Below are 26,319 nucleotides of genomic sequence, written 5' to 3' on the forward strand. Positions count from 1 at the left end.
TCGGCGCAGTGCTCGCCGATCCCGAGGCCGCCGCGCGAAACGCCGCCAAAGCACGCGCGGCGGCGCGCGCGGAGTTCGGTGCGGACGGAATGGTGGAGCGCTACCTAGTGGTGTACCAGCAGGTACGACGCGCGCCCCCGCCCGCCCGCGCGCCCCCCCCCGCCCCCCCCCACGACCCGTTTCACGTGGAACGATGCGCCAGTAGGCCATCTCGGTGCACTCCGGAACAGGTCGCAACCACCGAACGAGATCACACGTCAGAGTTCTAGAGGTAGTTGATCGACTACCTTTCGTGTGGGTCGTCGGGTTGGACAAGTTCGGGAGCACGGGTGCCGGTCGTCAAGCCGTGGGACAGCAACAGTCCGCTGACCGCTGCCGAGCAGCGGTTCGAGGAACTGCTCAGGCAGGGCAGGACGGATCGCGCCGCCCAGGACGCCGGTCCGCCGCTGGACGTGCACGCCGAGCAGCACGACCAGGACTGCGAGATCCGCGGCGAATACCTCAGCCGACGCCTGGTCGAATCGCTGGAAGAAACCGGCAGCTGGCGGCCGTTCTCCCGGCGCACCGGCCAGCAGCCGGTCATCGCCATCGAGAACGCGGTGATCACCGGCCGACTGGACCTGCGCGCCACGGATCTGCCGTACCTGCTGGAATTCGTGCGCTGCCGGTTCGAGAACGCACCCGACCTGCGGCAGGCCACCATCGCCGGACTGGTGCTCTGGCACTGCCGGTTCCCCGGACTCGACGCCCGCAACCTCAACACCAGCAACGACACCCTGCTGCGCAACTGCACGAGCATCGGTGGCATCGACCTCGCGGACGCGCAGCTCGGCGGTTCGCTGGTGCTCAACGACAGCGAGCTGCGCAATCCCGGTGGCCGCGCGATTTACGCCGACCGGCTGTCGGTCTCCGGCGCGGTGCTCGGGCTGCGGCTGCAGGTGTCCGGGGAGATCCGGATCCCCGGCGCGAAGGTCGGCGGCAACCTCAACCTCTCCGGCGGCGCGCTGCGCAACCGCGGCCGATACGCGTTGAACGCCAACGGCATCCAGATCGGCGGCAGCCTGCGCTGCGACGTCGACCCGCTCGACCGGGGGCCGTTCACCGTCGCCGGGCTGCTCTTCATGCCCAGCGCGCACATCGCGGGCGACCTGCGGTTGCGGGACGCGGTGCTGGAACCCGGTGTTGCTCCGCCGCGTCGTGGCGAGTCGCAGCACGACGACCCGACCAGCACGCTCGTCGCCGACCGCAGCGATGTGCGCGGCGACGTGCAGATCGACCAGGGTTTCCGCAGCGGTGGCACGATCCGGATGGTGAGCGCGCGGATCGGCGGCGATCTGCGGATGTCCGGCGCGCACGTCGACCTGGGCTGGTCCCGTTCCGCGCGGGCCTCGGTCGAGCAGCCGCTGCGCGCGCTGCACATCGACGGCACCGAGATCCTCGGCAACCTGGAGGCGTCGCGGGCCGACCTGCACGGCCAGGTGCGGATGATCGACGTCCGGGTGCACGGCAGCTTCCAGCTCAACCGCGCGAAGGTGCGCGGCCCGCGCACCGATGTGCTGCAGGCCAGTCGGTTAGTGGTCGGCAGCAACCTGGACTGCCGGGAGGCCGACATCGTCGGCTCGATCCAACTGCAGGGCGCCCAGATCGGCGCCAACCTGGATCTGCGTTCGGCGCGGCTGACCAAACCCGCGTGGCACCGGCACCGGCTGGCGTACAAGTCCTCGGTGGACCTGCGCGCCGCCCGCATCGCCCGCGACCTGGTGTGCGCGGAGGGCACTCGGCCGTTCCTCGCGGAAGGCGAGATCCAGTTGCGGCGCGCCGAGATCGGGCGGCAGGCGAACTTCTGGGGCGCTCGGCTCGGCGATGGCTCCAGCCGCAACGCGATCAACGCGTTCGGCCTGGTCGTCCAGGAACTCACCTTGGTACCGGGAGCGGCGCCGCAGGGCCGGATCCTGCTGCGGCAGGCGCAGTGCGAGCTGCTCGCGGACAACGCGGCGCTGTGGGAGGCCTCCGGCGGGGTGGACGTCGAGGACTTCGCCTACGACAACTTCACCGAAACCATCGAGCTGACCGATAGCACCGCGGTGCTGGAGCGGCTGAGCTGGCTGCGGTCCAGCGGCCGCCGGTACCAGCCGGGGCCGTACGACCAGTTGGCGCGGGTGTTCCGCGGCAACGGCAACGAGGAACACGCCGTGACGGTGCTGATCGAGAAGCAGCGGCGCCGGTACCAGGCGATCGCGGCGGCGACCCGTCCGGCGTTCCGATTACCGGTGCGGTTGTGGAGCATGCTGCAGCTGATCACCGTCAGCTACGGCTTCCGCCCGCTGCGCGCGCTGATCTGGTTAGTGCTGCTGACCGCGGCGGGCACCACCTGGTTCAACTACCACCAGCTGGCTCCGATCAACGCCGAGGACCACCCGGTGTGGAACCCGTTCCTGTACACGGTGGACCAGCTGGTGCCGATCATCAACCTCGGCCACGACGTGATGTGGCAGGCGCACGGCAGCTCCCAGTGGATAACCGTGGTGCTCATCGCGGCGGGCTGGATCCTGGCCACCACGGTGGCCGCCGGTATCACCAGGGCCCTGCGCCGGGAGCTGTGAGCGGCTGCCTCCGCTGGTGATCGCGCGAGATCGCCGATTGCGGGAGAGCCCAATTCCCTCTATCGGGAGGTGAATCTGCGCGCCCTGGCGGACTTCTGCGTGCTAGATCAAGGCGGAGTGCCAGTTCTCGCAGGAGGTTTCGCGTGGGATTCCAGCTCGGTCGTCTCGCCCAACTCGGTTCCGCCCTCGCCGCGACGGCGGCGGTGCTCGCACCGACCGCCCATGCGGCCGACGAGTTCGACTACGTCGCGATGGGGGACTCCGCGGCCGCCGGGCCGCTGATGCCCAACCCGGACCCGAACCTGCTCTGCTTCCGCTCGAAGCTCAACTACCCGAGGGTGGTCGCCGAACGGCTCGGCGCGGAGCTGACCGACGTGTCTTGCTCGGGTGCGACGATCGCGGACTTCGCCGGGCGGCAGCACGGCATCCTGGCACCGCAGTACGGCGCGCTCGACGACCGCACCGATCTGGTGACCATCACCGTCGGCGGCAACGACGTCGAGCTGGTGCCAGCGGTGGTTTCCTGCGTCAACCTGCTTCCGGAGCCGGTCGGCTCGTCGTGCGCGGACGAGTTCACCGCGGGTGGCGGGGACGAGTTGGCGGCGCGCATCAACGCGTTCGCCCCGCGCTTCGACGAAGTGCTCAGCCAGATCGAGCGCCGGGCGCCGAACGCCGAGATAGTGGTCGTCGGCTACGGCACCTACCTCAAGCCGGGCGGCTGCCACCCGAAGGAGCCGCTGTGGTCCCGCGACGCCGACTACATCCAGTCCAGTGTGGACAGACTGAGCGCGGTGCTCGGGCAACGCGCGGCGGCGCACGGCGCGAAGTTCGTCGACCTCGGCCCGGTGAGCGAGGGCCACGACGTCTGCGCGGCTCCGGCGGAGAAGTACTTCGAGGGTGTGATCCCGACCTCGGTGGCGGCCCCGATGCACCCGAACGCCAACGGCATGCGCGCCTTCGGCGACGCGGTCGCCGAGGCCGTCCAGCACCCGAAGCACTCGTGAGCAACCGGTCTTGAGTGAAGGGCACCTTTCGCCAACTTACTTGGTAGAAGGTGCCCTTCACCCCTCACCTGAACGGGGTCGTGAGTGCGAAAGCCGGTTGGAGCCGGGTTTCGCACTCACGAGTTGGTCAGGAACCCAGCAGGGTGCCCAGGCGTGGTGAATAGGCGTGGTCGAGCACCAGTGACGCCGCACCGACCGCACCGGCGTCTTCGCCGATCAGCGCGGTTTCCACCCGCACCGGCCGGATCTTCGGAGCCCACACCTGCGCCTCGACCACCTTCGCCACCCGTGACCGCACCAGCTCCGCCACATGTCGCAGCGCCGGTCCGCCGAGCACCACGCGATCGACGTCCAGCACGCTCACCACCGACGCCAACGCATGGCCCAACCGGGTCGCCGCCACCCGCAGCACCCGCACCGCGGTGGCGTCGCCGTCGGCCGCCAGTCGGCACAACCGCTCGTAGGCCGCCGCGACCGATTCGCCGTCGGACTGGCGGCTGGCGGCCCGCCAGTCGGCGACGATCGCGCGCATCGAGCAGTACGCCTCCAGGCATCCCCGCTTCCCGCAATGGCATTCGCGCCCACCGCCGCTGTGCACGTGCCCGATCTCGCCCGCGTTGTTGCTGACCCCGCGATGCACCTGGTCGCCGAGCACCACCCCGACACCCACCCCGGAACCGAGGTAGACGTACACGAACGAACCCGCGCGATCGGCGCAACCCGCCCAGCGCTCGCCGATCGCCGCCGCCGTCGCGTCGTTGTCCATCACCACCGGTAACCCGGCGCGCTCCTCGACGATGTCGGCCAGCGCGACTTCCGTCCACCCGGCCAGGTTCGGCGGTGCGAGCACCCGGCGGTGCGCCGCGTCCAGCGGTCCGGGCACCGCGAGCCCGACGCCGAGCACCCGGCCGTCGGCGATGCCGGAGCGGCGCACCAACTGCTGGCTGGTGCGGGCCAGTGCGACGGCCACCGCCTCGGGCGAGGCGTCGTCGGGGACGCGGCGCCGACTGCGCAACCGGACCCCGCCCGCCAGGTCCAGCAGGACACCGGTGATCCGTTCCGGGTCGAGGTGCAGGCCGATCGCGGAATACGCGTCCGGTACCACTTTCAGCAGCACCCGGCGTTTGCCGCCGGTGGACGGGGCGTGTCCGTTCTCGGTGACCAGCCCGTCGTCGATGAGCGCGCGGACGATGTTGGACATCGTCTGCGCGGTCAGCCCGGTGCGTTGCGCGAGTTCGACGCGGCTGACTTCACCGTGTTGGCGGATCGTGTCGAGCACGACCGCGCGGTTGAATCCGCCCACCCGGGGCAGATTGGTGCCCTGCCAGGACGCTTTCGCCATAGGCGCTCCTCGTGGAGGGAACGACAAGATCGTTGACTTGTTCCATCGAATGGAATTAACTAGCCCAGAGTGTGATCCGCATCTCAGGTCAGGCGCAACCACTGCTGGCGAGGGGACCGCGATGCAGCGCAGCAAAGCGATGTCCGTGCTCATCACCGCGACGTTGGGGATCTCGCTGGCCGCCTGCGGCGGCAGCGCGGCCGACGATCCGAACACGATCAGCGTCGCCTACCACCGATACGGCAACACGCTGCAGGTCGACCAGTGGATGCAGCGCGTCAAGCAGCAGTACGAGCAGGCCCACCCGGGCAAGACGGTTCAGCTCGATCCGGTGGTGGCACCGGAGGGCGAGTACCTGTCCAAGCTCCAGCTGCGGATGCGCTCCCCGTCCACCGCACCCGACGTGCTCTACGAGGACAGCTTCAACGTGAACTCCGACGTCGAAGCGGGATATCTGGCACCGCTGGACGATCGCCTCGCGCGGTGGCCGGACTGGAACCAGTACATCGACACCACCAAGCAGGCGGGCCGGGCCGAGGACGGCAAGATCTACGGGGTGCCGCTGGACACCGACACCCGCGGCCTCTGGTACAACCGCCAGCTGTTCGCCGAGGTCGGGCTGCCCGCCGAATGGCAGCCGCGCACCTGGGACGACGTCCTGAACGCGGCCCGGCAGATCAAGCAGCGGCGCCCGGACGTGATCGCCATGGACCTCGCGCTCGGCAAGGCCGAGGGCGAGTCGGTGAGCATGCAGACCGTCGAAATGCTGTTGTACGGCACCGAAACCGGCACGCTCTACGACGAGCAGCAGAAGAAGTGGTTGGTGCCCAGCAAGGGTTTCGCCGATGCGATGGGCTTCCTGTCCACCGCGTTGGCGGAAAACCTGACGCAGAGCAAGGCGCAGATCGCGGATGCCCAGTACGACAAGGTGTTCCGCGATGACCTGACCCGCGAGGGCAAGGTGGGGATCCGGCTGGACGGCAGCTTCGCCTCCGGCAACTGGTTGGATTCCGGCTGGCAGGACTGGCACCAGATGATGTCGGCGACGCCGATGCCCACCCAGCACGGGCAGCCGCCGGGCACGGTCACCCTCTCCGGCGGCTGGACGCTGGCGATCAGCGCGTCCAGCACCAAGCAGGACGACGCGTTCGAGTTCATCAAGCAGGCGATGGCCAAGGACAACGTGGTGGAATACTCGGCGGCCAGCGGCAACCTCCCGGCCCGCGCCGACGCCGCCGCGGATCCACGGGTGATCGAGGCGAATCCGCTCAACCAGTTCTGGATCGGCCTGCTGGCCAACACGCACTACCGGCCCGCGCTGCCGGAATACCCCAAGGTTTCCGAGGAGATCCAGAAGTCGGTGCTCGACGTGGTGGCCGGTCGGCCGCCGGGCGAGGTCGCCGACCAGTGGTCGCAGCAGGTTTCGCGCATCGTGCAGCCCGCCAACACCCGGGCAGGCTGATGACGGCGCGGGTCTGGCGGTGGTTGGCGCCGATGGCGCCCGCGCTGTTGCTGCTCGGCCTGTTCGTCATCGGGCCGATCCTGTGGAGCGGGTACGTTTCGTTCACCAATGCCGCGCTCAGCGGCGTTGCGGCCACCAACCCCGAGTTCGTCGGGCTGGAGAACTACCTGCGGCTGTTCGCCGATCCGGCGATGTGGCACTCGGTCTGGCTGACCGTGGTGTTCACCGCTGGTTCGGCGGTCATCGGGCAGAACTGCCTTGGCATGCTGATCGCGGTGTTGACCCAGCACCGCAACCGCTGGCTGCGCACCACGGTTGGCACGATCGTGGTGTCGGCCTGGGTGCTGCCGGAACTCGTCGCCGCCTTCGCCATCTACGCGTTCCTCAACACCGACGGCACGCTGAACAACCTGCTGACCGCGCTCGGGCTCGGTGGGCAGGACTGGCTCTACAGCGCGCCGATGATGGCCGTGATCCTGGGCAACATCTGGCGGGGCACGGCGTTTTCGATGCTGGTCTACCAGGCATCGCTGTCGGAGGTGCCCACCGACCTGGTGGAGGCCGCCGAGGTCGACGGCGCCGGGGTGTTCCGCCGGTTCTGGCACGTCACGCTGCCGATCATCCGGCGCTCGGTGCTGACCAACCTGATGCTGATCACGTTGCAGACCATCGGGCTGTTCACCCTGATCTACGTGCTGACCGCGGGTGGCCCGAACGCGGCGACGCAGACGCTGCCGCTGCTGATGTACGACTCGGCCTTCGAGCTCGACGAAATCGGCTACGGTGCCACGATTTCCCTGGTGCTGCTGGTGATCGGCGGCCTGTTCGCGGTGGTGTACGCCAAGAGCCTGCGAGATGAGGTGTGATGGCTTCGGTGACCTCCGCCCGGCGGCGTTCGGTGTCGGCCGTGGTGCACCTGATCCTCGGGATCATCGCCCTGGTCTTCCTGGCTCCGCTGCTGTGGCTGGTCACGGCCGCGTTCGACGTGGACGCGCCGCTGGCCGCGCAGCTGCCCACCGCGTTCACCCTGGACAACTTCGACCAGGTGTTGAGCTGGGAGCTCAGCGGTCGTCCACTGTGGAACGGACTGCTGATGAGCGGTGGCGCGGCGCTGGTCTCGGTGGTCGCCGCGGTGTTGTGCGCGTATCCGCTGTCCCGCTACCAGCTGCGGTTCCGGCGGCCGTTCCTGTACGTGGTGCTGTTCGCCTCCGGTCTGCCGATGACCGCGGTGATGGTGCCGGTGTACAGCATGTTCGTGCAGTTGGAGTTGATCGATTCGATGTTCGGCACCACGCTGTTCCTGGCCGCCACTTCGCTGCCGATCGCGATCTGGATGACCAAGAACTTCATGGACGGGGTGCCGGTCAGCCTCGAAGAGGCGGCGTGGGTGGACGGTGCGTCGGGGATGCAGGCGCTGCGTTCGATCGTGCTGCCGCTGATCACGCCCGGCATGGGCGTGGTCGGGATCTTCACGTTCATCACCGCCTGGGGCAACTTCTTCGTGCCCTTCATCCTGCTGCTGGATCCGACGAAACAGCCCGCCTCGGTGGGGGTGTTCACCTTCTTCGGCCAGGGCGGCCTGATCGCCTACGGCCAGCTCGCGGCCTACTCGATCCTCTACACGGCCCCGGTGATCGTCCTCTACCTGATCGTCTCCCGAACCCTCGGCGGTGCCTTCAACCTCGCCGGAGCCATCAAGCACTGACTGGAAACTTCCTGACATTTGTCACGGGAAGTAGCGACTGACGACAGTACCCCCTCCTGAGCTCACTTGATCGAATGATCTTGGCAGTTTTGATGAGCGCAAAGTGAGAGGGGATCGCATGCGCAACGCCAAGCACGCATTCGGCGTGGCGGCAGCCCTGGGGGTGCTGCTGACCACCGCTTCGCCCGCCATGGGGCAGCAGGCACCCGCGCCGCCGTTCGAGGTTCCGGCGAAGTACGCGGGGCAGCGCATCGAGTGGGCGCCGTGCTTCCCGCCCGAGCTGCCACCGGGGTTGCCACCGGGATCCGAACGGCTCCAGTGCGGCACGCTGACCGCGCCGCTGGATTGGCACAACCCCAGCGGTGGCAAGGAAATCAGCATCGCGGTGAGCAGGCTGGCGCCCGCTGGCGGCGCCAGCGACCGCGCGCTGTTCACCAATCCCGGCGGCCCCGGCGGCGCTGGTCTGGAAATGCCGCTGGCGCTGCTGGCCACCAACCGCCCGGAGATGGTGGACAACTTCGACGTCTACGGCATCGACGTGCGCGGCACCGGCCGCAGCAGCACCGTCTCCTGCGGACCGCAGCAGTCGGCCACCCAGTTGGACGTCCGGGACCGCACCCCGGCGAACATCCAGGTGCTGATGGACGTGAACCGGCAGTTCGCCGCCGACTGCCAGCGCTACAGCGGTGAGCTGGGGCGCTACGTCACCACCGAGCAGACGGTGGCCGACCTCGACCTGCTCCGGCAGGTGGAGCAGCGCGAGAAGATCAGCTGGTTCGGGGTCTCCGGCGGCACCTGGCTCGGCGCCTACTTCGCCACCTACTTCCCGCAGTCGGTGGACAAGATGGTGCTCGACTCGAACGCCGAGTTCACCGGGAGTTGGCAGGACGTCTTCGGCTGGCAGCCGATGGCGTTCGAGCGCCGCTGGCGCGAGGACGTGCTCCCCTGGCTGGCCGCGCACGACGCGAACTACCACCTCGGCACCGATGCGCGGCAGGTCCAGTCCACTGTGGATGATCTGCGCGCGGCGCTGAAGGCCAATCCGCTGCCCGTGCCGGACGGCCCGCCGGTCGACCACAACGCGCTGGACGCCCTGGTGCTGCAGAGCATGTACTCGAAGTTCGCGTTCCCGAACCTCGGCAGCACCCTCGCGGCGCTGCGGGACGGCACCGGCCAGGCGGTCCAGCCGCTCGTCCGGGCGCGCGCCCGCACCATGCCGATGCAGGCCAGCGACCCGGCCGACAGCCAGGCGGCGACGCTGTACTCGATCCGCTGCAACGACACGCGTTTCCAGGGCACTCCCGAGTCGGTGGTGGCGCACTCCGGCATCCAGGGGCGGAAGTTCCCGACCTACGGCTACTACTCGATCGTCCAGCCGTGCGTGTACTGGGATCGCCCGGCGGTCGACCTGCGGACGCCCACGGGCAGGGGTGTGCCGCCGGTGCTGATGCTGCAGTCCGAGAACGACCCGGCCACCGCCCGAGAAGGCGCGGAGATCGCCCACCGGGAGTTCCAGGGCTCCCGCCTGATCAGCGTGCGCGACGAGGGCGACCACGGGGTCTACGGCATGGGCAACGCCTGCGTGGACGACGCGGTCGCGGCGTACCTGGTCGACGGTGTGGTGCCGGGGCGGGATCTGACCTGCGAGGGCATTCCGGCGCCGGAACCGGCGCAGGCGCGTGGATTCGCGCCGACCGGCCGGAATTTGCTGGACGTGCTGGAGGAATTGGCGGGCACGCTCGACTGATTCGCGAAAGGCCCTGGCACGGCTGCGAAAAGATTGCGGGCGGTGAGTGGACTAGTGCCGCTCACCGCCCGCAGGCCTGTGCAGATTTCTTGCCGGTCATCTCAGCTGCGCCCTCCCCTGCATCCGGATTTCGTCCCGGTGAAGGCTGTCGAGCTCACCGGCCTCGGACTGCTCGCTGGTCTCGTCATCCTCGCGGCGCAGCGACAGGAACACCGCAGCGACCGCGATCAGGGACAACGCCAACATGGCCAGATCAGCCATGACACACTCCCTCGTATCGGCGCCTTTCGGGCGGTTTTCACTGGACACTCACTGGGACTTCCAATGGGACTTTCGTTGGGACGCAACCAGTGTCCGTCGGGTTGCTGATCGTTAGCGATTCCCCGATTTACTCCTTCCGACTGGGGAGATCCACCTGCGAGAAAAACAAAAACGGTGTTTCCCCGAAAGAGCTTCAGCTCTCTTGGGGAAACACCGCACGATTGCGCACAGTTCGGAGAGATCCCGAGCCGGACGGATGGACGCGAAGCTTCCCACGTAGCTTCGCCAAGTCCACCCGTCCGGGGGTCGCTCGGTCAGTGACCGAGACGCTGTTTCAGCGCAGCCAGCTCGTCCCGCATCGAGCTCGGCAGCGCATCGCCGATGGTGTCGAACCACTCATCGATGAGCGGCAGCTCCGCCTTCCACTCCTCGACGTCGACCTGCAGCGCCTCGTCGACGTCAGCCTTCGGCGTGTCCAGCCCGGACAGCTCCAGGTCGTCGGCCGACGGCACCCGGCCGATCGCGGTGTCGGTCGCCGCCGCGTTGCCCTCCAGCCGGTCGATGATCCACTTGAGCACGCGGGAGTTCTCCCCGAAGCCCGGCCACAGGAAGCCGTTGTCCGCGCCGCGCCGGAACCAGTTCACGTAGAAGATCCGCGGCAACTTGCCCGCGTCGGCGGACTTGCCGACGTTCACCCAGTGCTGGAAGTAGTCGCCGACGTTGTAGCCGATGAACGGCAGCATCGCCATCGGGTCGCGCCGCACGTCACCGACCTTGCCCTCCGCCGCGGCGGTCTTCTCCGACGACAGCGTGGCGCCCAGGAAAACGCCGTGCTGCCAGTCGAATGCCTCGTTCACCAGCGGCACCGTGGTCTTGCGCCGACCGCCGAAGAGGATCGCCGAGATCGGCACGCCCTTCGGGTCGTCCCACTCCGGTGCCAGGATCGGGCACTGCGACATCGGCGTGCAGTACCGGGAGTTCGGGTGCGCGGCGTTCTCGCCGCTCTCCGGGGTCCAGTCGCGACCCTTCCAGCCGGTGAGGTGCTGCGGGTCGCCTTCCATGCCCTCCCACCAGACGTCGCCGTCGTCGGTGAGCGCGACGTTGGTGAACACCGAGTTGCCCTGCTCGATGGTGCGCATCGCGTTCGGGTTCGTCTTCCAGTTGGTGCCGGGCGCGACGCCGAAGAACCCGGCCTCCGGGTTCACCGCGTACAGCCGCCCGTCCTCGCCGAAGCGCATCCAGGCGATGTCGTCACCGAGCGTCTCGGCCCGCCAGCCCGGGATGGTCGGCTGCAGCATCGCCAGGTTGGTCTTGCCGCAGGCCGACGGGAACGCCGCCGCGACGTAGTAGACCTTCTCCTCCGGCGAGATCAGCTTGAGGATCAGCATGTGCTCGGCCAGCCAGCCCTCGTCGCGGGCCATCGCCGAGGCGATCCGCAGCGAGTAGCACTTCTTGCCCAGCAGCGCGTTGCCGCCGTAGCCGGAGCCGAAGCTCCAGATCATCCGCTCCTCTGGGAAGTGGCTGATGTACTTGATGTCGTTGCACGGCCACGGCACGTCCTGCTGGCCCGGCTCCAACGGCGCACCCACGGAGTGCAGCGCGGGTACGAACTCGCCGTCGTTGCCCAGCTTCTCCAGGACCTTCGCGCCCATCCGCGTCATGAGGTGCATCGACACCACGACGTACTCGGAATCGGTGATCTCCACGCCCAGCTTCGGCGGCTGGGCGTCCAGCGGACCCATGCAGAACGGGATCACGTACATGGTGCGACCACGCATGCAGCCCCGGTAGAGCTCCGTCATGGTCGCCTTCATCTCGCTCGGGTCCATCCAGTTGTTGGTGACCCCGGCGTCCTTCTCGTCGACGGAACAGATGAAGGTCCGCGACTCGACACGCGCCACGTCCGAGGGGTCCGAAGCCGCGTAGAAGGAGTTCGGCTTCTTGTCCAGGCGGGCGAAGGTGCCCGCCTCGACGAGCTGATCGGTCAGCCGCTGCCATTCCTGCTGCGAACCGTCGCACCACACCACCTGGTCGGGCGTGGTCAGCTCGGCGACCTCACGCACCCACGACAGCAGGCGCTCGTGTGTGGTCGGTGCCTGGTCGAGACCTGGGATGGTCAATGCGGTCATCTCGTCGTGTCTCCTGACTGGGCGCCACAGCCCGGATTCGGCGCCGACGGGGGCCCGCCGACGTTTGGAGGGAAAGCTTCGCCCGGCCCGGAGGTCGGGCGAAGGGGTAAAAGGGATGCATCGAGGCTAACGGCGACAGCGGCGCCCAATGGAGATCAGAATTGTTCGTTCTCTCACAGGAACGATAAGGGTATCGATTCAGTTGCGATCTCATCGGTGGTCTGGACGAAAATTCCGCCGTCCCGGGATCGCTGTGGTCCAGATTTTCCGGCGAACCGGACACCTGTGCGAACGCCGCGTTAAGCGCGGGCATCAACCGAATGGCGGTTGCTCATCGCGCGGTTCATTCAAGAGAACTCGTGCCCGTCCCCGTGTTCTGAGGCGCCGTCATCGCTCACCCGCTTCGCCCCGAGGCAGGTTCGAGCACGGGCCCCACGCCCGGTGCCTGAGCCTGTGCCCGGACACCTTTTGTTGGCGATTTCGCGCGAAAGCGGCGCCTCTCGTGGGGAGTGCGCGGCGATTTCGCGCGAAATCGCCGCGCCCGCTGCACAAGTCGAGACGTCAGCTCCAGGCTTCGTCGGAGTCGGGCTTGCCTGCCGAGGCCGCGCCGCCGCGCCCACCGCCCTGCTGGCCGGTGCCCTGCTGATCGGCGCCGTGCTGATCAGCGCCATGCCGGTCGCTGACCTCGGCGGTTGCCGCGTGCGGCTGGGCCGCGTCGTCGAAGGTCCAGGTCGCGTCGTCGGTCGCACCGGTCGCCGGGTTCGGCGCGTACTGCCCGTCGTCGGTCATCTTGCCCTGCTCGACCACGGTCCACTGCCCGTCGCCGGTGTGGTGCGAGATCGTCACGTCGCCGGTCTGGCTGATCTCCACGACCTGATCCGCCGCACCGTCCCCGTCCACGTCGGTGACCAGCATGGTGCCGCCCGCCTCGGTCTCGACGACGGCGGTGTCGGCGATGCCGTCGGAGTTGGTGTCCTCGGTGGCCGGGCCGACCTGCATGTCGCCCTGCGGGGTGTCGATGACCATCGACTGGCCCTGGTCCTGCGGGTCGGCGCCGCCCGGGTGCTGATCGGGTGCTTCGCCGGTCCACTTGCCGGTCCCGGGGTCGAAGCGGGCCTGCTCGACCACCATGCCGTCGGCGTCGATCGACTGCATCACGTCGGCCTGGCCGTCGGCGTTCTCGTCGATGTAGGCCACGTAGCCGTCATCGGTGAGCACGGTGACGGTGTCGTCCACGCCGTCACCGTCGAGGTCGTAGTTGGCCTCGGCGGTGTACTCCTCGCCTTCTACGGTGACCTTGATGTCACCGTCCCCCGCGCCGGTCTCCTCGATGTACACGTCCGCAACCCCTCGCCGCCGGTCACCTTGCAACCATTACGACGCAGGGTAGAGCCCACCGGTTCCGCAACTGAAGGCCCTCGTCGCAGTCCGCGCTCGGGATGGGTGGCCGGGCGCCGGGGCGGGGGTGCGAAGCGCCCGGCCACCATGTCGTCCGGCCCGGGGAGGGACAACGGCCGGACGAGGTCAGGGGTCGTGAGTGCGAAAGCCGGTTCTAACGCGCTTTCCCACTCACGACCATCGGGTCGAGATCTGGTGCCAGCAGTCCATGCAGGTGTCCTCGGAGATCCACTCGATCTCCGGCGGCAACCGCTGCACCTGCCACGCCTCGACCTCGACTCCGCAGAACGAGGTCACCGCCGCATGCGGCGCAGCCCGCTTCGCGGCCACGTCGAACCCGTGCCGCCCAACCCCAACGGGCCGCCAAAACCAATCCACCCCAGCCGCAACGAACATCTCGCCTCCTCCTGATCGATCTGCCTTAACGATATTTCTTATCGATCAGATTCGACATCGCACAGTTGAGTGATCATGTGGCGCGGCTAGGCTTCGGCCATGGCCAGTCCGACCATGCGCCGCAAGACCTTGGGAGCAGAGCTCCGCAAGCTGCGGAACGCCCAGAACCTCACGGCAGACGACATCGCCAACCTGTTGGGCTGCTCCACGGCCAAGGTCCGCCACATGGAGAACGGACGAACAGCCCCGTCAAAGGCAGAGCTCAAAGTCCTGATGGACCACTATGGACTGCCGGAGCAGCGCCGCGAGCTCCTGGAAGAGACCCGCGCGGAAGCCCGCAACCGAGGCTGGTGGTCGACCTACCGCCTACCGAGCTGGTTCCAGGACTACGTTGGCCTGGAGACCGACGCGACCAGGATCCGCACATTCGAAATCGAGATCCTGCCAGGATTGCTGCACACCGCCGCCTATGCCCGTGCGATCCACGAATTGGGAAGCCACATCACTGCGCCCGAAGACGTGGAGCGCCAGGTCGCGTTGCGCTTGAAACGCCAGGAGAGGCTGACAGCCGAGTCGCCGCTTGAGTTCGTCTCGGTGATTTCCGAGGCCGCGTTGGCCCGATGCGCGCACGAGGAAGCGATCGCAGGCGATCAGTTCGCGCACCTGGTCCGGATGTCGAAGCAGTCGAACGTGTCCGTGCAGGTACTCCCGTTCGACAAGGGGTTGCACAAGTCGATGACAGGCGCGTTCGTGCTGCTCGACTTTCCGCCCGATACCTGGCCTGCCGCGGTCTACCAAGAGCACGCTGTTGGTGGTCATCTGAGCCACGATCGCGAACTAACCTCAGAGCTCAGCGCGGTCTTTGAGGATTTGCGGAGTCGTGCGCTGACGGAGTCCGAGAGTCTCGACCTGCTCAACAAGTACGCGCGAAAGTGATTGGCACTCATGGAAATCTGGCGCAAGTCGAGTTACAGCGGCCCAAGCAGCAACTGCGTCGAGATCGGCTGGCGCAAGTCAGGTCATTCGGGTGTGCAGACGAGTTGCGTCGAGGTCGGCCTGGGTGTCGACGCTGTGGGGGTCCGCGACACCAAGGATCGTGCTGGCGGCTTGTTAGCCGTCGATCAGCAGCAGTGGCGCGCATTCCTCACCGCTGTCCGCTCCGACCGCTTCGACACGCCGAAGTCCTGAGGTGAAGGGCACCTTTGACCGACTATGCCGGTCAAAGGTGCCCTTCACTCCTCGCCTGATCGGGTCAGGCGGCGGTGTCGCGGAGGTTGCGGATGTTGCCGAGGAGGTTCTCCGCGCGTTCGCGGCCCGCTGATGCGTCGGTCAGGCGGCGGTTGACCGTTTGGAGTTCGCGGCTGCGTTCGGCGGCGTCCATCTTCAGCGCCTTGTCGACCTCCCGCAGCTCCCCCTCGATCGCTTCGATCCTCCTGGTCAAGGCATCGTCGAGGGCCAGCGACAGCTGCTGCTCGGCCTCGATCAACTGCTCCGCGACCAGCTGGTCGAGCGCCGAGCGGGCGTCCGCGATGGCGTCGGTCAACCACTGCTTGAGGTGCTGCTTGTCCGCCGCGTGCTTGCGGGTTCGGGCCATCCACCAGCCCGCGCCGAGCCCGAGCACGATCGTCACCGGCAGCACCACCGGGTTCAGCGCCGCGATGCCCAGCCCGGCCAACGGCAACGCGGCCGCGCGGCCGACGCCGAGCCCACCGGAGACACCCATGAACACCAGCAGCTTGTCCTCGGCGGTCGGCGGCCGCTTGTCCGGTGGCCGCAGCGCGATCGGCGCCTGCACGCCGCGGGCGAACTGCGAGCGGATCACGTCCAGTTCCTCGGCGGAGAACAGCTCCTTCAACGACTGCTCGGCGACCGTGGCCAGCCGTCCGGACAGCATCGCCGCGACCCGGGTCGAAGCCATCTGCAGCGCCACGTCGACCTGCCGGGGCAGTTCGGTGAGCTGGTTGCGGTCGGCACCGTCGATGGCCCGGCGGAACCAGTTCTGCACCTCCCGCACCTGGCGGGTCACCTCGTGGCTGGTCTCGACGCGGGTGCGTTGGATTTCGCCGCGCAGCTTGACCTGCCAGCCGCGGGTCGACGAGCGCCGCGCGGTGGACAGCTCGTCGCGGCGGGCGCGCAGCGACTCCGCCTCGTCCTCGCCGACGGTCAGGGCGCGCTTCTCGGCCGTCAGCTTCGCCACCAGCTCACCGAGCACACTGGACAGTGCGCGCATCGTGTTGGCCTCGCCGAGCATCATCGACCGGCCGCCGATGAGCCGTTCCAGTTCGGTGCGCAGTTCGGTGATGCCGGACTTCTCGCGCAGCATGTTCCCGGCCTGCTCGCTGGGTGCCTTCGCGGCCAGCTCCAGCATCCGCGCCGATACCGGGAAGATCGGCACGTCGGCGAACCGCGGCGCGTGCTCGACCAGCAGTTTCCGGTCGTCTTCCAGGACCTGCCGCCAGCCCCGGTGCTGGTCGGTCTTGGCCAGCGCGAACACCACGGTCTCGACGCGTTCGCCGACCTTGTGCAGGAAGTCCAGCTCGCCGCGGGTGAACGGGGCGGATGCGTCGACGACGAACAGCAGGGCCGTGGCCGAAGCCGCCGCTTCCATCGCGAGTTCGCCGTGCAGGGCGTCCAGCCCGCCGACGCCGGGGGTGTCCACCACGGTCACCCTGGCCAGCTCGTCCAGCGGCGCCGAGATGCGCACGTAGCGCGGCGGCAGCTGCCCCTCGGGCAGTTCGCGGCCCGCGCCCACCCAGTTCGGCAGTTCGGCCAGGTCGAAGGGCACCGGATCCTGCTGGCCGGGGTAGCAGGCGTGCGCCGCCCACTGCTCGCCGTGCTCGAACTGCAGGTACGTCGCGGTGGCCACCGAAGCGTCCACAGGGGACAGTCCTGGGTGTCCGAGCAGGGCGTTGACCAGCGAACTCTTACCGCGATTGGTCTCCCCGACCACGACCACGCTGGGCGTGCCCGGACGGCTGCGCCGAACCTGCTCGACCCACTCCGCGGCACTCGGATCGGCCTCCCGCAGCAGCGCGAGCAGCTTGTCCCTGGTCTGCTTGACCTGCTGCGGCAGGGCCGCGGCGACCGCGGCCGGTGCAGTCGGCGTCATGTGCGCCCCGCTCCTCTCCGAACCCGTTGTGCGCGGCGGAACCCCGGGCCCGACCGAATCTGCGAATTGTCCCCGAACCGAATCGCCACCGGAAGGCTTTTCACTGCGTCCGCAGCTGGTAGACGGTCACCACCGGGGCGCGCAGCACGCGGTCCCGGTCGGCGAAGCCGAGCACCTCGGTCTCGGCGATCACGCCGTCCAGCGTCGGATCGTCGGTGGGCACGGTGCCACCGGCCTCGTGGTGCGCCGGGTCGAATCGGGTGCCGTCCGGACGCAGCGCGGCGACCCCGATGTCGCTGAGGCCCTCGGACAACCGCTCCACCACGCCCGCGCTGCGGGCCCGGTCCATCGCGTACATGCACAGCTGGATCAGCGTGGCGCGCTCGGCCAGCGCGCGGTCGAGCGGATCGGTGACGGTATCGCTGGTCATGACGGTCATGTAGGTCCCCAACTCCGCGTCAGCATCCGGGGTCACCTCGGTGCCCTCGTCCGGATCGGACGCGGCGGGCACCCCACCGGTTCCACTTTCGGGTGATTTCTGCCGACGTCGCCAACTGCGCACCGCCATCACCCGGACCGCAACTGCTGCCAGATCAGGAAGTACGCCCGGTGCACCACGTGCGCGATGCGGCTCTGCGCGGGCGTGGCACCGAACGACGAGAACGAGCGCCACCAGTTCGCCCGCTCCAACGCGTAGTCGGTCAGTTCCCCGCGGTGCCGACCCGGCAGGCCGAGCTGCGCGGCGACATCGGTACTGCTGCCGACCCGCATCACTTCCTCGGCCAGATCGCTGGGCATCGCCACCGCCCCGGCCGCGACCAGCGTCAACGCCTCCAGCACCCGCAGCTGGTGCGCCTCCGGCTTGGCCAGCAGCACTTCGATCGCGTCGTGCACCCGTTGCCGTTCGCCCTGATCGCCGGAGGCTTGCGCGAGCGCCGTCACCGAGGCCAGCGCGGCCGCCGCCTTGATGCCGTCGGCTCGGGCGCGGAACACCGTCTCCAGCCGGTTCAACACCGAGGCCAGGCCGGAGGAATCCAGCAGTCGCCGCCGCAGCGCACCCGCGGTGATCTCCGGGTCGGCGTCGATCGCCTCCAGCGCGCGCCGGATCCCGTAGAGGTCCATCCGCTCCAGCAGGCGGCTGCGGGTACCGGCCGGGACGTCGCATTCCCAGCTGGTGAACAGGTCCGCCGACATCAGCAGGGTTTCGCGGGTCGCCTCGTCGAGCTGGGCCAGGCCGCGCAGCGCCTCCGCGTCGGCAGCGGTGAACTCGCCGGATTCCGCGGTCTCGGCGAGCAGGCCGATCAACGGCAGCACATCGGCGACCTTGGGCTTGAGCAGCTGCGACTGCTGCTCCGCCAGCAGTGAGGCGGCCTTCCACACGTCACCGCCGGAGTCCTCGACGGAGCTCGGCTCGATGGTGTCGGCCTTGTTCAGCACCGCGATCGCGTTTACCGGCCCGGCTTCCCGGCTGGCGGTGGCCGCGGTGAACGCGGCCAGCGCCTGTTCGTCGTCGGCGCGAACCCCTTGCGTCACCACGTAGACCACGGCCTCGGCCCCGGCGACCGCGTTGCGCGACACCGGATCCAGTTCGTCGTCGGAGTTCTCGGCTTCCTGCCGGGTGCCCAGCAGTTCTTCGGTGCGCGCCACGGAAGCGGCGTCCAGCGAACCGAGCCCGGGGGTGTCGATCACCGTCAGATCGCGCAGCACCGCATTGGTCAGGTAGGCCTCCAGATGTGAGACCTGGTCGATGTCCACGCCCAGATCGGCGGGGATGCCGCCGTCGGCGTCGAACGGCACGGCCTGCTTCTTGCCGTCGTGGAAGATGACTTCGACGCGGTCCACCGTGCCGTACTGGAAGCGGGTCACCAGCCGGGTGCACTCGCCGACATCGGTGGGCGCCACGCGTCGCCCGATCAGCGCGTTGACCAGTGTGGACTTGCCCGACTTGATCCGGCCCGCGACGGCCACCTGCAGCGGCGCCGACAACCTGCGCAGCACCTCGGCGAACCCGACCGCGGTCCGCTCGGAGACCTGCGACTGCAATCCCGTGCACAACCGGGCGACCGCAGCCGACAACGGGCCGGGCCAGTGCTGCTGCTCGGTTGCCGTACTCAACGCCGACCTTTCCAGGGGAGTTTGCGGTGCATCTTGCGCAGCGGTGCGGGTAGCCGAACCGCGGACGCCATCGATCCCGACATGATGCACTGCGCGCGCACCCCGTCGGGACGGTCTTGCCGAGTTGGCGTCCGAAGAACCCGGTCGCGGGCCTGCTGGAGAGGCGGCTCCGCCGCTGGCCTGGGCACCTCAGCCCTCCCGTCCGTTCGCTGCGCGCTACATCCTGCCACGCAGCTGCGATAAGTCGGGTCGCAGAAGTGATATTGGCTGGTGCGAGGCCTGCGGGCGATCCGATTCGAAGCGCGGCGCCTGGCGTGGGTTCAGGCAGCGAGTTCGAAGGCCTCGCCTGGATAGGGTGTGCGCCATGGTTCGCGTGCTGCTGGTGGACGACCAGGAACTGATGCGCATGGGGTTCCGGATGGTGCTCGACGCGCAGGATGACCTGGAGGTCGTCGGCGAGGCCGGCAACGGTTCGGACGCGGTCGAGCTCGCCGCGCGGTTGCACCCCGACGTGGTGCTGATGGACGTCCGGATGCCGGTTCTCGACGGCGTCGAGGCGACCCGCCGGATCGTCACGGCGAACAGTGCGAAAGTCCTGGTGATGACCACTTTCGATCTGGACGAGTACGCGCTGTCCGCACTGCGCAACGGGGCCAGCGGATTCCTGCTCAAGGACACCCCGCCGGAGAGCCTGGTCACCGCGGTGCGGTCGGTGGCCAGCGGAGACGCGGTGGTCGCACCCAGCGTGACCAAGCGGCTGCTCGACCGGTTCCTGGGTGAGCGCGGCGGGCAGCTGCGGGACGCCTCGGTGCTGGAGGTGCTGACCGGCCGGGAGCGGGAAGTGCTGGTGCTGGTCGCGAAAGGGCTGTCGAACTCCGAGATCGCGGGCAAGTTGTTCCTGTCCGAGGCCACCGTGAAAACCCACCTCGGCCGCATTCTGTCCAAATTGGACATAAGGGATCGGGTGCAGGCGGTGGTGCTGGCCTACGAGACCGGCCTGGTCAAACCCGGCGAAGCGTGAAATATGCCTCCAACCAGCCACAACACCACGATCGGCGGCTAACCTGCGATGGTGACCGACGCCGCGTGGAAGCCCCGCCTCATCGCTGTCGACGTCGACGGAACCCTGCTCGATCCGGACACCCAGCAGATCTCCGAGGTGGTCAAGGCAGCGGTGCACCGCGCGATCGAGGCGGGCAGCCAGGTCGTCGTGGCGACCGGCCGCGCCATGCTCGGCACCGTGGGGATCCTCGACGCACTCGAACTGACCAGCGGCTTCGCGCTTTGCTCCAACGGCGCGGTGCTGATGGACGTGGCCGCCCGGGAGCCGCTGTCGGTGGCGACCTTCGACTCGGCCCAGGTGCTCGCCGAACTCGCGATTCGGCTGCCGGGCGCCAGCTTCGCCGCCGAGCAGATCGGCGTCGGCAACCTGGTGACCACGAAGTTCCAGGAGCACGAACTGCACGGACCGCAGCAACTGGCTTCGCTGGACGAGCTGGTCGGCGAACCGGTGCCCCGGTTGATCGCGCACTGGGTGGACCACGAGCCCGCCGAGGTCTTCGAGGCGCTGGGCGATCTCGACCTGCCGTCCTGCACCATCACCCTGGACCACTACGAACCGCTGGTCACCGTCGTGCCCGAGGGCGTGACGAAAGGCTCGGCGCTGGAGAAGCTGCGCGCCGAACTCGGCATCGCCAGCGAGGACACCTTCGCCGCCGGTGACGGCGACAACGACATCCAGATGCTGCGGTGGGCGGCGCACGGCGTCGCCATGGGGCAGGCGCCGGAAGAGGTGCGCGCCGCCGCCGACGAGGTCACCGGGCCGGTTTCCGAGGACGGTCTGGCGGTAGTCCTGGACCGCTGGTTCAGGTGAGAACTCCGGGATAACCCCGAGGCGGTCATCCTCTCGGTCGGGTTCACTACGACTCGAAGCTGATCGAAGTCCATACGCCGGGATGATGTCGACGCCCTGCCAGAACGCGCAGGCTGACCTGGTGGCCCGACCGGGGGCCGCGGCAGTCGGCGGTAACAGGAGTGATCATGATCGAGGCGACCGGCCTCACCAAGCGCTACGGCTCGAAAGTCGCGGTGCACGACCTGACGTTCAACGTGAAACCCGGCCGGGTAACGGGCTTTCTGGGCCCCAACGGCGCGGGTAAGTCCACCACCATGCGCATGATCCTCGGCCTGGACCGGCCGACGTCGGGCGAGGTGCGCATCGACGGCAAGCGCTACCACGAGCTGAAGCACCCGCTGCGGACCGTGGGCGCGCTGCTCGACGCGAAATGGGTGCATCCCAACCGATCGGCGCGCACCCACCTGCTGTGGATGGCCAAGTCCAACGGGATCCCGGCGAAGCGGGTCGACGAGGTGCTCGGCCTGGTCGGCTTGGAAGAGGTCGCGCGCCGCAGGGCGGGCGGGTTCTCGCTGGGCATGTCGCAACGGCTCGGCATCGCCGCCGCGCTGCTCGGCGACCCGCAGATCCTGCTGTTCGACGAGCCGGTGAACGGCCTGGACCCGGAGGGCATCCACTGGATCCGGCGGTTCATGCAGGGCTTGGCCGAAAAGGGGCGCACCGTCTTCGTCTCCAGCCACCTGCTGTCCGAGATGGCCCTGACAGCCCAAGAACTGGTGGTGATCGGCCGCGGCGAGCTCATCGCGCAGTGCAGCACCCAGCAGTTCGTCGACAACGCTGGTAGCCAAGCGGTGCTGGTGCGTTCGCCGGGCGCGGCGCAGTTGCAGCAGGCGCTGGGTTCGCGGGGGATGAAGGTGCGGTCCACCGTCGGGGACGCCCTGGTGATCGATGATGTCACCACCGAGCAGGTCGGTGAACTCGCCGCGCAGCACGGGATAGTCCTGCACGAACTCACCGCGCAGCGCGGTTCGCTGGAAGATGCGTTCATCCAGCTGACCGGCAATGCCGTGGAATACCAGACCGGTGCCGTCGCGCTGGCCGACTCGGGGGTGGCCCGATGACCTTGCTCGCCGTTGAACGCATCAAGCTCTTCTCCACCCGCTCGCCGTGGTGGTGCACCTTCCTGGCGATGGCGATCACCATCGGGTTCACCGCGCTGTACGCGTCCCAGCTCGACGACCGGATCTCGTTGCAGACGACGCAGATCGGGTACCAGTTCGGTCTGATGGTGGTGCTGGTGCTGGCCGCGTTGTCGATCACCACCGAGTACCGCTTCGGCACGATCCGGGCGACCTTCCAGGCCGTGCCGAACCGGGGCACCGTGCTGCTGGCCAAGACGGTGGTCGTCGCGGTGGTGGCGCTGCTGATCGGCGAGGTGGCCGCGTTCGGCTCCTGGGGTGTGGCGCAGGTGCTGGTGCCCAACGCCGATCTCGCGCTCGGCACGCTCGATGCGTGGCGCCAGGTCGCCGGGGTCGGCGTGGTGTTCGCCATCGGCGCGGTGCTGGCGGTCGCGGTCGGCACCATGCTGCGGCAGACCGCCGGGGCGGTGACCCTGCTGCTGATCTGGTCGCTGCTGGGGGAGAACCTGGTCAGCTTGATCCCGGGGATCGGCGCGGATGTGCAGAAGTGGCTGCCGTTCATCGTCGCCAACCACTTCCTCAGCGGTGTCGACGGGGTCGGCGACATGCCGTTGGGCCCGTGGGGCTCGCTGGGTTATTTCGCCGCCCTCTCGGTGGGGCTGTGGTTGATCGCGTTGATCATCGTTCGGCGGCGGGATGCCTGACCAGCACGAATTGATCTTGAGGAGGATTTCATGATCAACTTGGGGAATTTCCTGCTGGTCGGGGGATAGCAAAACGTTACCCGGCCCGGCCGAGAGTCTGATCACGTCAACCGATAGGATCGACGGCAAGATCGAGCCGCAGACGTCGCCACCTCGGTGCGCTGTGACCAGTGCGGCACGCAGTGTCCGTTATGGACACCGTGCGAAGGTGACGGCGAGGCCGACTAGCACAACCGAAATCGACCGACTGCAGCAGCGCTCGGGGGCGCCGGCGGTCGGGACGGGGGAGGGCCCGGGCTGTCATTCGGGGGATGGCCCGGGCCCTGTGCTTTCCCAGGAATCCGGGCTTTCTCAGGAATTCGGGCTTTCTCAGGAATTCGGGTCCACGGGATCCCGAACTCAACGTGGCGATCCGCATCACATCGTCTCCGTCCTCGTGGGACAGCTGGCGGCTCGCTCCAATCTGAACTGCTGGGCGCTTCGGCATCAGCTCTCGGCCCGCCCTAGCGCGAGCACCGCATCCGCCAACTCCGCCACGCCGCGGGTGCCCACGTCGATGCGAGCCAGCCCCAACCGGTCGACGACGTCCAGCATGAGCGCCTGGTAGCGCTCGGTGCGGGCCAGGAACTTCGCCATCAGGTGCCGTTCCTCGTCCGTTGCTTCCGCGTAGCGGCCGGACGCGTGCACCCGGGCACGCACCACGGCGTCGTCCGCGACGAGCCACCCGGCGACCGTGTGCGGGACCGTCAGCTTCGCGACACGTGCGGGCCACAGCGCCGACCCCTCCAGCACCAGGCCCGACCGGGCACTGGTCCCGACCGCGTGGTCAGTGATCAGCTCTTCGATGCGGGGCCACAGCCGTTCGTAGTGGTCGAGCACGGAGGTGATCAACTCGTCGACGTCGAGCGATCCGTAGTGCTCGGCGACGTGCGCCGGTACCTCCCGCTCCGGTGTCCGCCAAGGACGCCCCGGATGCCGGGCCAGCCCGTCCGTCGACCGGTACTCGAACCCCAGCCGGTCCGCCACCGCTCGGGCGACCGTCGACTTCCCGACGTTCGACGTGCCACCGATCAACACCACGCGCACATCGCCCACGGCGGCGACCCTACGGGACCCGTGGCGGGGACAGCCGCTCAGACGTTGGGGCGGACCACCAGGACCGGGCAGGCGGCGTGCCGGACGCATTGTTCGGCGACCGAGCCGAGCATCAGACCGGCGAAACCGCCACGACCCCGGTGACCGACGACCAGCAGATCCGCGCCCTTCGACGCCGACAGCAGGGCCTGCGGCGACGGCGAGTGGACGACGTGGATCTGCACCGGCAGGTCGGGGTGCTCCCCCAGCTTCTTGCTCACGATGCGTTCGGTGTCCGCCAGGACCGACTGCTGGAACTGGTCCAGGCTCGGCACCACGTTCGGCGGGCAGTCCGACGGGCGCGGTGCGGTCCGGAAGCTCCAGGCGCGCACCACGTGCAAAGTGCTGCCGCGCCGCCTCGCCTCTTCGGCCGCCACGAGCAGGGCGCGCAGCGACGACGCAGAACTGTCCACCCCGACGACGACTCCGCCGTCGATCTCAACCTGTTGGATCGTCTGGTCTGGCACCTCTCCACTCCAACGGCCCAGCCTCGGGTTGTCGAGCCGACCAGCGGTGCATCAACCAAACACGTTGTAAATCTGTGACTTTAGACACAGTTAACTTCGCTGTGTCATTCTTTGGTTTCGCTGTGGTAAGGCATGAGTAGGGATGTCCCGAACCAGCGTCGCTTGGGGGCATGCGCTGGCCAGGGGCGAGTTTGACGGCTCGCAACTTTCTCAACAGCAGAGAGGTGGGCCATGGCGTATTCGAAGGAAGGCTCGGTAGTCCAGGCGAAGCACGGGGACGTGCATCTCAACCGGCGGGACAGTGACGTGCAACTGGAGCCGGTGCCGCGTTTGGAATGGTCTCTGGCGACCGAGGCACACCCACCCGCGTTGGAAGCCGCGACACCCGCATCACTGCGCCGGAGTTGGATCCACACCGCGCCCGAGCAGCAGGTGCTCGACCTGTTCCGCAAATTGCACGGTGCCCAGAGCCGACTGCCCGCCCCGTGGTGGCTGCGGGCGCTGGATCGAGGCGAGATCCCGTCGCGCAACGCCGCATTCGAAATCGAGGACGAGGTGCACGCGGTGCTCGGCGCCCGGCCGGGTTGGGTCTTCGTGCCCTGGGCCGGGGTCGGCGAAGCCGGGTACTGGGAGTACACGCCGTCGGACCGGGGGGCGATGAAGATGCCCACCACCGTGGTGCTCACCGACGAGCACCCGGGTTGGTTGAACGTGGTTGCCGCGCACGGCGACACCGAGCCGGTTCCGGTGCCGGTCAAGCAGGCCACCGGGCTGGTGTCGATGTTGGCGCAGATCGAAACCTGGTGATCAACGGGTCCCGACGGCCGCGCGGGGTTCGGTCGTCGGGGCGCGCTGCCGGTTTGCGATACTGAGTTCCCGTGAATGCGTCTGACCAGCAGGTTCCGTTTCGTCGAACCGTCGTCAGCTACGTCCAGCGCGGCGAGCGGATGACGGTGGGTCAGCAGCGGGCCTGGGACCGCCACTGGGCCGAACTGGGCTGCGAGGTGACCGCGCTGCCCGAAGGTCCGCTGGACATGACGGGCTGGTTCGGGCGCCATGCGCCGGTGGTGTTGGAGATCGGTTCCGGCATGGGTGAAACGACCGCGCAGCTGGTGGCCACCCAACCCGAGGCCAACTACCTGGCGGTCGAGGTCTACAAGCCGGGCTTGGCCCAGTTGATGCTGCGGGCGGAGAAGCTGGCGGTCACCAACCTTCGGCTGCTGCGCGGGGACGCGATCGTGCTGCTGCGCGAGCACATCGAGCCCGCGTCGCTGGCCGAGGTGCGCATCTACTTCCCCGACCCGTGGCCCAAGAAGCGGCACCACAAGCGCCGCCTCGTGCAGCCCGACTCGGTGCAGTTGATCGCCTCCCGCCTGGCGCCGGGCGGCGTGCTGCACCTCGCGACGGACTGGGAGAACTACGCCGAGCAGATGCTGGAGGTCTGCCAGGCGGAGCCGCAGCTGCGCAACCGGTACGCCGACGAGCCGGGCGGCTGGGCGCCCCGACCGCAGTGGCGGCCCATCACGAAGTTCGAGAACCGCGCACACGACGAGGGCCGCGAAATCCACGACCTGATCTTCGAACGCAAGTGAGTCGGTTTCGAGTGAAGGGCACCTTTGACCGGCATAGTCGGTCGAAGGTGCCCTTCACTCATCACCGGAACGGGGAGCGGGCGGTGGTTCGCTGTTCGTGTTGGGGCTAGTCGTGTTGTTGTCGGGGACGGCGTCGGTGGGGGCGGGTGTGGGGAAC

Annotated in this window: 24 protein-coding genes; 14 read left to right on the forward strand and 10 right to left on the reverse strand. The window is 68.3% G+C overall.

All coding sequences use genetic code 11. From position 1 onward, the window contains the following. The first annotated feature begins 329 nt into the window (after window positions 1–329). Together ACTWQN_RS12095 and ACTWQN_RS12100 are read left to right on the forward strand one after the other, a co-directional pair. On the forward strand, window positions 330–2,603 hold the full coding sequence (locus tag ACTWQN_RS12095) for an oxidoreductase (RefSeq protein ID WP_443203508.1): 2,274 nt from the start codon (window positions 330–332) through the stop codon (window positions 2,601–2,603). 143 nt (window positions 2,604–2,746) lie between these two features. Then, on the forward strand, window positions 2,747–3,607 hold the full coding sequence (locus tag ACTWQN_RS12100) for an SGNH/GDSL hydrolase family protein (RefSeq protein WP_443203509.1): 861 nt from the start codon (window positions 2,747–2,749) through the stop codon (window positions 3,605–3,607). Between the two features lie 127 nt (window positions 3,608–3,734). On the opposite strand, the gene ACTWQN_RS12105 is transcribed toward ACTWQN_RS12100, so the two are convergent. Continuing rightward, window positions 3,735–4,949, reverse strand: a complete 1,215-nt coding sequence (locus ACTWQN_RS12105; protein WP_443203510.1) for an ROK family transcriptional regulator — start codon at window positions 4,947–4,949, stop codon at window positions 3,735–3,737. 121 nt (window positions 4,950–5,070) lie between these two features. On the opposite strand from ACTWQN_RS12105, the gene ACTWQN_RS12110 reads away from it, so the two are divergent. The 4 genes from ACTWQN_RS12110 to ACTWQN_RS12125 all read left to right on the forward strand — a co-directional run bounded on the left by ACTWQN_RS12110 (window position 5,071) and on the right by ACTWQN_RS12125 (window position 9,863). Further along, on the forward strand, window positions 5,071–6,411 hold the full coding sequence (locus ACTWQN_RS12110; protein WP_443203511.1) for an extracellular solute-binding protein: 1,341 nt from the start codon (window positions 5,071–5,073) through the stop codon (window positions 6,409–6,411). Continuing rightward, the gene (locus ACTWQN_RS12115) at window positions 6,411–7,277 is read left to right on the forward strand and encodes a carbohydrate ABC transporter permease (protein ID WP_443203512.1); all 867 of its coding nucleotides are present in this window, start codon (window positions 6,411–6,413) and stop codon (window positions 7,275–7,277) included. Before ACTWQN_RS12110 ends, ACTWQN_RS12115 begins: the two co-directional genes overlap by 1 nt. Further along, on the forward strand, window positions 7,277–8,116 hold the full coding sequence (locus ACTWQN_RS12120; protein WP_443203513.1) for a carbohydrate ABC transporter permease: 840 nt from the start codon (window positions 7,277–7,279) through the stop codon (window positions 8,114–8,116). The genes ACTWQN_RS12115 and ACTWQN_RS12120 overlap by 1 nt, the downstream gene beginning before the upstream one ends. Before the next feature lie 118 nt (window positions 8,117–8,234). After that, window positions 8,235–9,863 carry an alpha/beta hydrolase gene (locus ACTWQN_RS12125; protein ID WP_443203514.1) on the forward strand — a complete coding sequence of 543 codons (1,629 nt, stop codon included), beginning with the start codon at window positions 8,235–8,237 and terminating at the stop codon, window positions 9,861–9,863. Between the two features lie 96 nt (window positions 9,864–9,959). Here ACTWQN_RS12125 and ACTWQN_RS12130 read toward each other — a convergent pair whose 3' ends face one another. The 4 genes from ACTWQN_RS12130 to ACTWQN_RS12145 form a co-directional block, all read right to left on the reverse strand. Continuing rightward, entirely contained in the window at window positions 9,960–10,124 is a 165-nt protein-coding gene (locus tag ACTWQN_RS12130; protein WP_443203515.1) for a hypothetical protein, read from the reverse strand. 314 nt (window positions 10,125–10,438) lie between these two features. Continuing rightward, window positions 10,439–12,253, reverse strand: a complete 1,815-nt coding sequence (locus ACTWQN_RS12135; protein WP_443203516.1) for a phosphoenolpyruvate carboxykinase (GTP) — start codon at window positions 12,251–12,253, stop codon at window positions 10,439–10,441. A 561-nt stretch (window positions 12,254–12,814) separates the two neighbouring features. After that, window positions 12,815–13,591 (reverse strand): DUF6802 family protein, encoded by a 777-nt coding sequence (locus ACTWQN_RS12140; protein WP_443203517.1) that lies wholly within the window; start codon window positions 13,589–13,591, stop codon window positions 12,815–12,817. 231 nt (window positions 13,592–13,822) lie between these two features. Continuing rightward, entirely contained in the window at window positions 13,823–14,047 is a 225-nt protein-coding gene (locus ACTWQN_RS12145) for a hypothetical protein (RefSeq protein ID WP_443203518.1), read from the reverse strand. Window positions 14,048–14,146: 99 nt separating this feature from the next. Between ACTWQN_RS12145 and ACTWQN_RS12150 the strand changes: the two genes are divergently transcribed. Together ACTWQN_RS12150 and ACTWQN_RS12155 are read left to right on the forward strand one after the other, a co-directional pair. Beyond that, window positions 14,147–14,983 carry a helix-turn-helix domain-containing protein gene (locus tag ACTWQN_RS12150; RefSeq protein ID WP_443203519.1) on the forward strand — a complete coding sequence of 279 codons (837 nt, stop codon included), beginning with the start codon at window positions 14,147–14,149 and terminating at the stop codon, window positions 14,981–14,983. A 9-nt stretch (window positions 14,984–14,992) separates the two neighbouring features. Then, window positions 14,993–15,235 (forward strand): DUF397 domain-containing protein, encoded by a 243-nt coding sequence (locus ACTWQN_RS12155; protein ID WP_443203520.1) that lies wholly within the window; start codon window positions 14,993–14,995, stop codon window positions 15,233–15,235. 64 nt (window positions 15,236–15,299) lie between these two features. Here ACTWQN_RS12155 and ACTWQN_RS12160 read toward each other — a convergent pair whose 3' ends face one another. The 3 genes from ACTWQN_RS12160 to ACTWQN_RS12170 all read right to left on the reverse strand — a co-directional run bounded on the left by ACTWQN_RS12160 (window position 15,300) and on the right by ACTWQN_RS12170 (window position 19,271). Beyond that, window positions 15,300–17,156: a dynamin family protein gene (locus ACTWQN_RS12160; protein ID WP_443203521.1), complete on the reverse strand. Its 1,857-nt coding sequence runs from the start codon at window positions 17,154–17,156 to the stop codon at window positions 15,300–15,302. A gap of 100 nt (window positions 17,157–17,256) precedes the next feature. Further along, the gene (gene grpE / locus ACTWQN_RS12165; RefSeq protein ID WP_443203775.1) at window positions 17,257–17,595 is read right to left on the reverse strand and encodes a nucleotide exchange factor GrpE; all 339 of its coding nucleotides are present in this window, start codon (window positions 17,593–17,595) and stop codon (window positions 17,257–17,259) included. Window positions 17,596–17,723: 128 nt separating this feature from the next. Then, window positions 17,724–19,271, reverse strand: a complete 1,548-nt coding sequence (locus ACTWQN_RS12170) for a dynamin family protein (protein ID WP_443203522.1) — start codon at window positions 19,269–19,271, stop codon at window positions 17,724–17,726. A 364-nt stretch (window positions 19,272–19,635) separates the two neighbouring features. Between ACTWQN_RS12170 and ACTWQN_RS12175 the strand changes: the two genes are divergently transcribed. From ACTWQN_RS12175 to ACTWQN_RS12190, 4 genes are all read left to right on the forward strand, one after another. Next, window positions 19,636–20,292, forward strand: a complete 657-nt coding sequence (locus ACTWQN_RS12175) for a response regulator (RefSeq protein WP_443203523.1) — start codon at window positions 19,636–19,638, stop codon at window positions 20,290–20,292. Between the two features lie 48 nt (window positions 20,293–20,340). Continuing rightward, the gene (locus ACTWQN_RS12180) at window positions 20,341–21,144 is read left to right on the forward strand and encodes an HAD family hydrolase (protein ID WP_443203524.1); all 804 of its coding nucleotides are present in this window, start codon (window positions 20,341–20,343) and stop codon (window positions 21,142–21,144) included. A gap of 167 nt (window positions 21,145–21,311) precedes the next feature. Continuing rightward, on the forward strand, window positions 21,312–22,247 hold the full coding sequence (locus ACTWQN_RS12185; protein ID WP_443203525.1) for an ABC transporter ATP-binding protein: 936 nt from the start codon (window positions 21,312–21,314) through the stop codon (window positions 22,245–22,247). Continuing rightward, window positions 22,244–22,969 (forward strand): ABC transporter permease, encoded by a 726-nt coding sequence (locus ACTWQN_RS12190; protein ID WP_443203526.1) that lies wholly within the window; start codon window positions 22,244–22,246, stop codon window positions 22,967–22,969. Before ACTWQN_RS12185 ends, ACTWQN_RS12190 begins: the two co-directional genes overlap by 4 nt. 486 nt (window positions 22,970–23,455) lie before the next feature. Here ACTWQN_RS12190 and ACTWQN_RS12195 read toward each other — a convergent pair whose 3' ends face one another. Further along, window positions 23,456–24,064 (reverse strand): hypothetical protein, encoded by a 609-nt coding sequence (locus tag ACTWQN_RS12195; protein WP_443203527.1) that lies wholly within the window; start codon window positions 24,062–24,064, stop codon window positions 23,456–23,458. 38 nt (window positions 24,065–24,102) lie between these two features. Continuing rightward, complete coding sequence (locus ACTWQN_RS12200; RefSeq protein ID WP_443203528.1) at window positions 24,103–24,570, reverse strand: universal stress protein; 468 nt, start codon at window positions 24,568–24,570, stop codon at window positions 24,103–24,105. A 231-nt stretch (window positions 24,571–24,801) separates the two neighbouring features. Between ACTWQN_RS12200 and ACTWQN_RS12205 the strand changes: the two genes are divergently transcribed. Continuing rightward, the gene (locus tag ACTWQN_RS12205; protein ID WP_443203529.1) at window positions 24,802–25,377 is read left to right on the forward strand and encodes a hypothetical protein; all 576 of its coding nucleotides are present in this window, start codon (window positions 24,802–24,804) and stop codon (window positions 25,375–25,377) included. 140 nt (window positions 25,378–25,517) lie between these two features. Next, window positions 25,518–26,162, forward strand: a complete 645-nt coding sequence (gene trmB, locus ACTWQN_RS12210; protein ID WP_443203776.1) for a tRNA (guanosine(46)-N7)-methyltransferase TrmB — start codon at window positions 25,518–25,520, stop codon at window positions 26,160–26,162. Window positions 26,163–26,319 lie beyond the last annotated feature (157 nt).

This window comes from Saccharopolyspora antiqui (genome assembly GCF_052246905.1).
GTDB lineage: Bacteria > Actinomycetota > Actinomycetes > Mycobacteriales > Pseudonocardiaceae > Saccharopolyspora.

Coding starts and splice junctions, on each gene's coding strand:
- ACTWQN_RS12175 (WP_443203523.1), top strand. CDS start 19,636: ATGGTTCGCGTGCTGCTGGTGGACGACCAGGAACTGATGCGCATGGGG.
- ACTWQN_RS12155 (WP_443203520.1), top strand. CDS start 14,993: ATGGAAATCTGGCGCAAGTCGAGTTACAGCGGCCCAAGCAGCAACTGC.
- ACTWQN_RS12120 (WP_443203513.1), top strand. CDS start 7,277: ATGGCTTCGGTGACCTCCGCCCGGCGGCGTTCGGTGTCGGCCGTGGTG.
- ACTWQN_RS12150 (WP_443203519.1), top strand. CDS start 14,147: ATGGCCAGTCCGACCATGCGCCGCAAGACCTTGGGAGCAGAGCTCCGC.
- ACTWQN_RS12160 (WP_443203521.1), bottom strand. CDS start 17,156: ATGACGCCGACTGCACCGGCCGCGGTCGCCGCGGCCCTGCCGCAGCAG.
- ACTWQN_RS12185 (WP_443203525.1), top strand. CDS start 21,312: ATGATCGAGGCGACCGGCCTCACCAAGCGCTACGGCTCGAAAGTCGCG.
- ACTWQN_RS12125 (WP_443203514.1), top strand. CDS start 8,235: ATGCGCAACGCCAAGCACGCATTCGGCGTGGCGGCAGCCCTGGGGGTG.
- ACTWQN_RS12105 (WP_443203510.1), bottom strand. CDS start 4,949: ATGGCGAAAGCGTCCTGGCAGGGCACCAATCTGCCCCGGGTGGGCGGA.
- ACTWQN_RS12205 (WP_443203529.1), top strand. CDS start 24,802: ATGGCGTATTCGAAGGAAGGCTCGGTAGTCCAGGCGAAGCACGGGGAC.
- ACTWQN_RS12110 (WP_443203511.1), top strand. CDS start 5,071: ATGCAGCGCAGCAAAGCGATGTCCGTGCTCATCACCGCGACGTTGGGG.
- trmB (WP_443203776.1), top strand. CDS start 25,518: ATGACGGTGGGTCAGCAGCGGGCCTGGGACCGCCACTGGGCCGAACTG.
- ACTWQN_RS12130 (WP_443203515.1), bottom strand. CDS start 10,124: ATGGCTGATCTGGCCATGTTGGCGTTGTCCCTGATCGCGGTCGCTGCG.
- ACTWQN_RS12135 (WP_443203516.1), bottom strand. CDS start 12,253: ATGACCGCATTGACCATCCCAGGTCTCGACCAGGCACCGACCACACAC.
- ACTWQN_RS12145 (WP_443203518.1), bottom strand. CDS start 14,047: ATGTTCGTTGCGGCTGGGGTGGATTGGTTTTGGCGGCCCGTTGGGGTT.
- ACTWQN_RS12190 (WP_443203526.1), top strand. CDS start 22,244: ATGACCTTGCTCGCCGTTGAACGCATCAAGCTCTTCTCCACCCGCTCG.
- ACTWQN_RS12180 (WP_443203524.1), top strand. CDS start 20,341: ATGGTGACCGACGCCGCGTGGAAGCCCCGCCTCATCGCTGTCGACGTC.
- ACTWQN_RS12115 (WP_443203512.1), top strand. CDS start 6,411: ATGACGGCGCGGGTCTGGCGGTGGTTGGCGCCGATGGCGCCCGCGCTG.
- grpE (WP_443203775.1), bottom strand. CDS start 17,595: ATGACCGTCATGACCAGCGATACCGTCACCGATCCGCTCGACCGCGCG.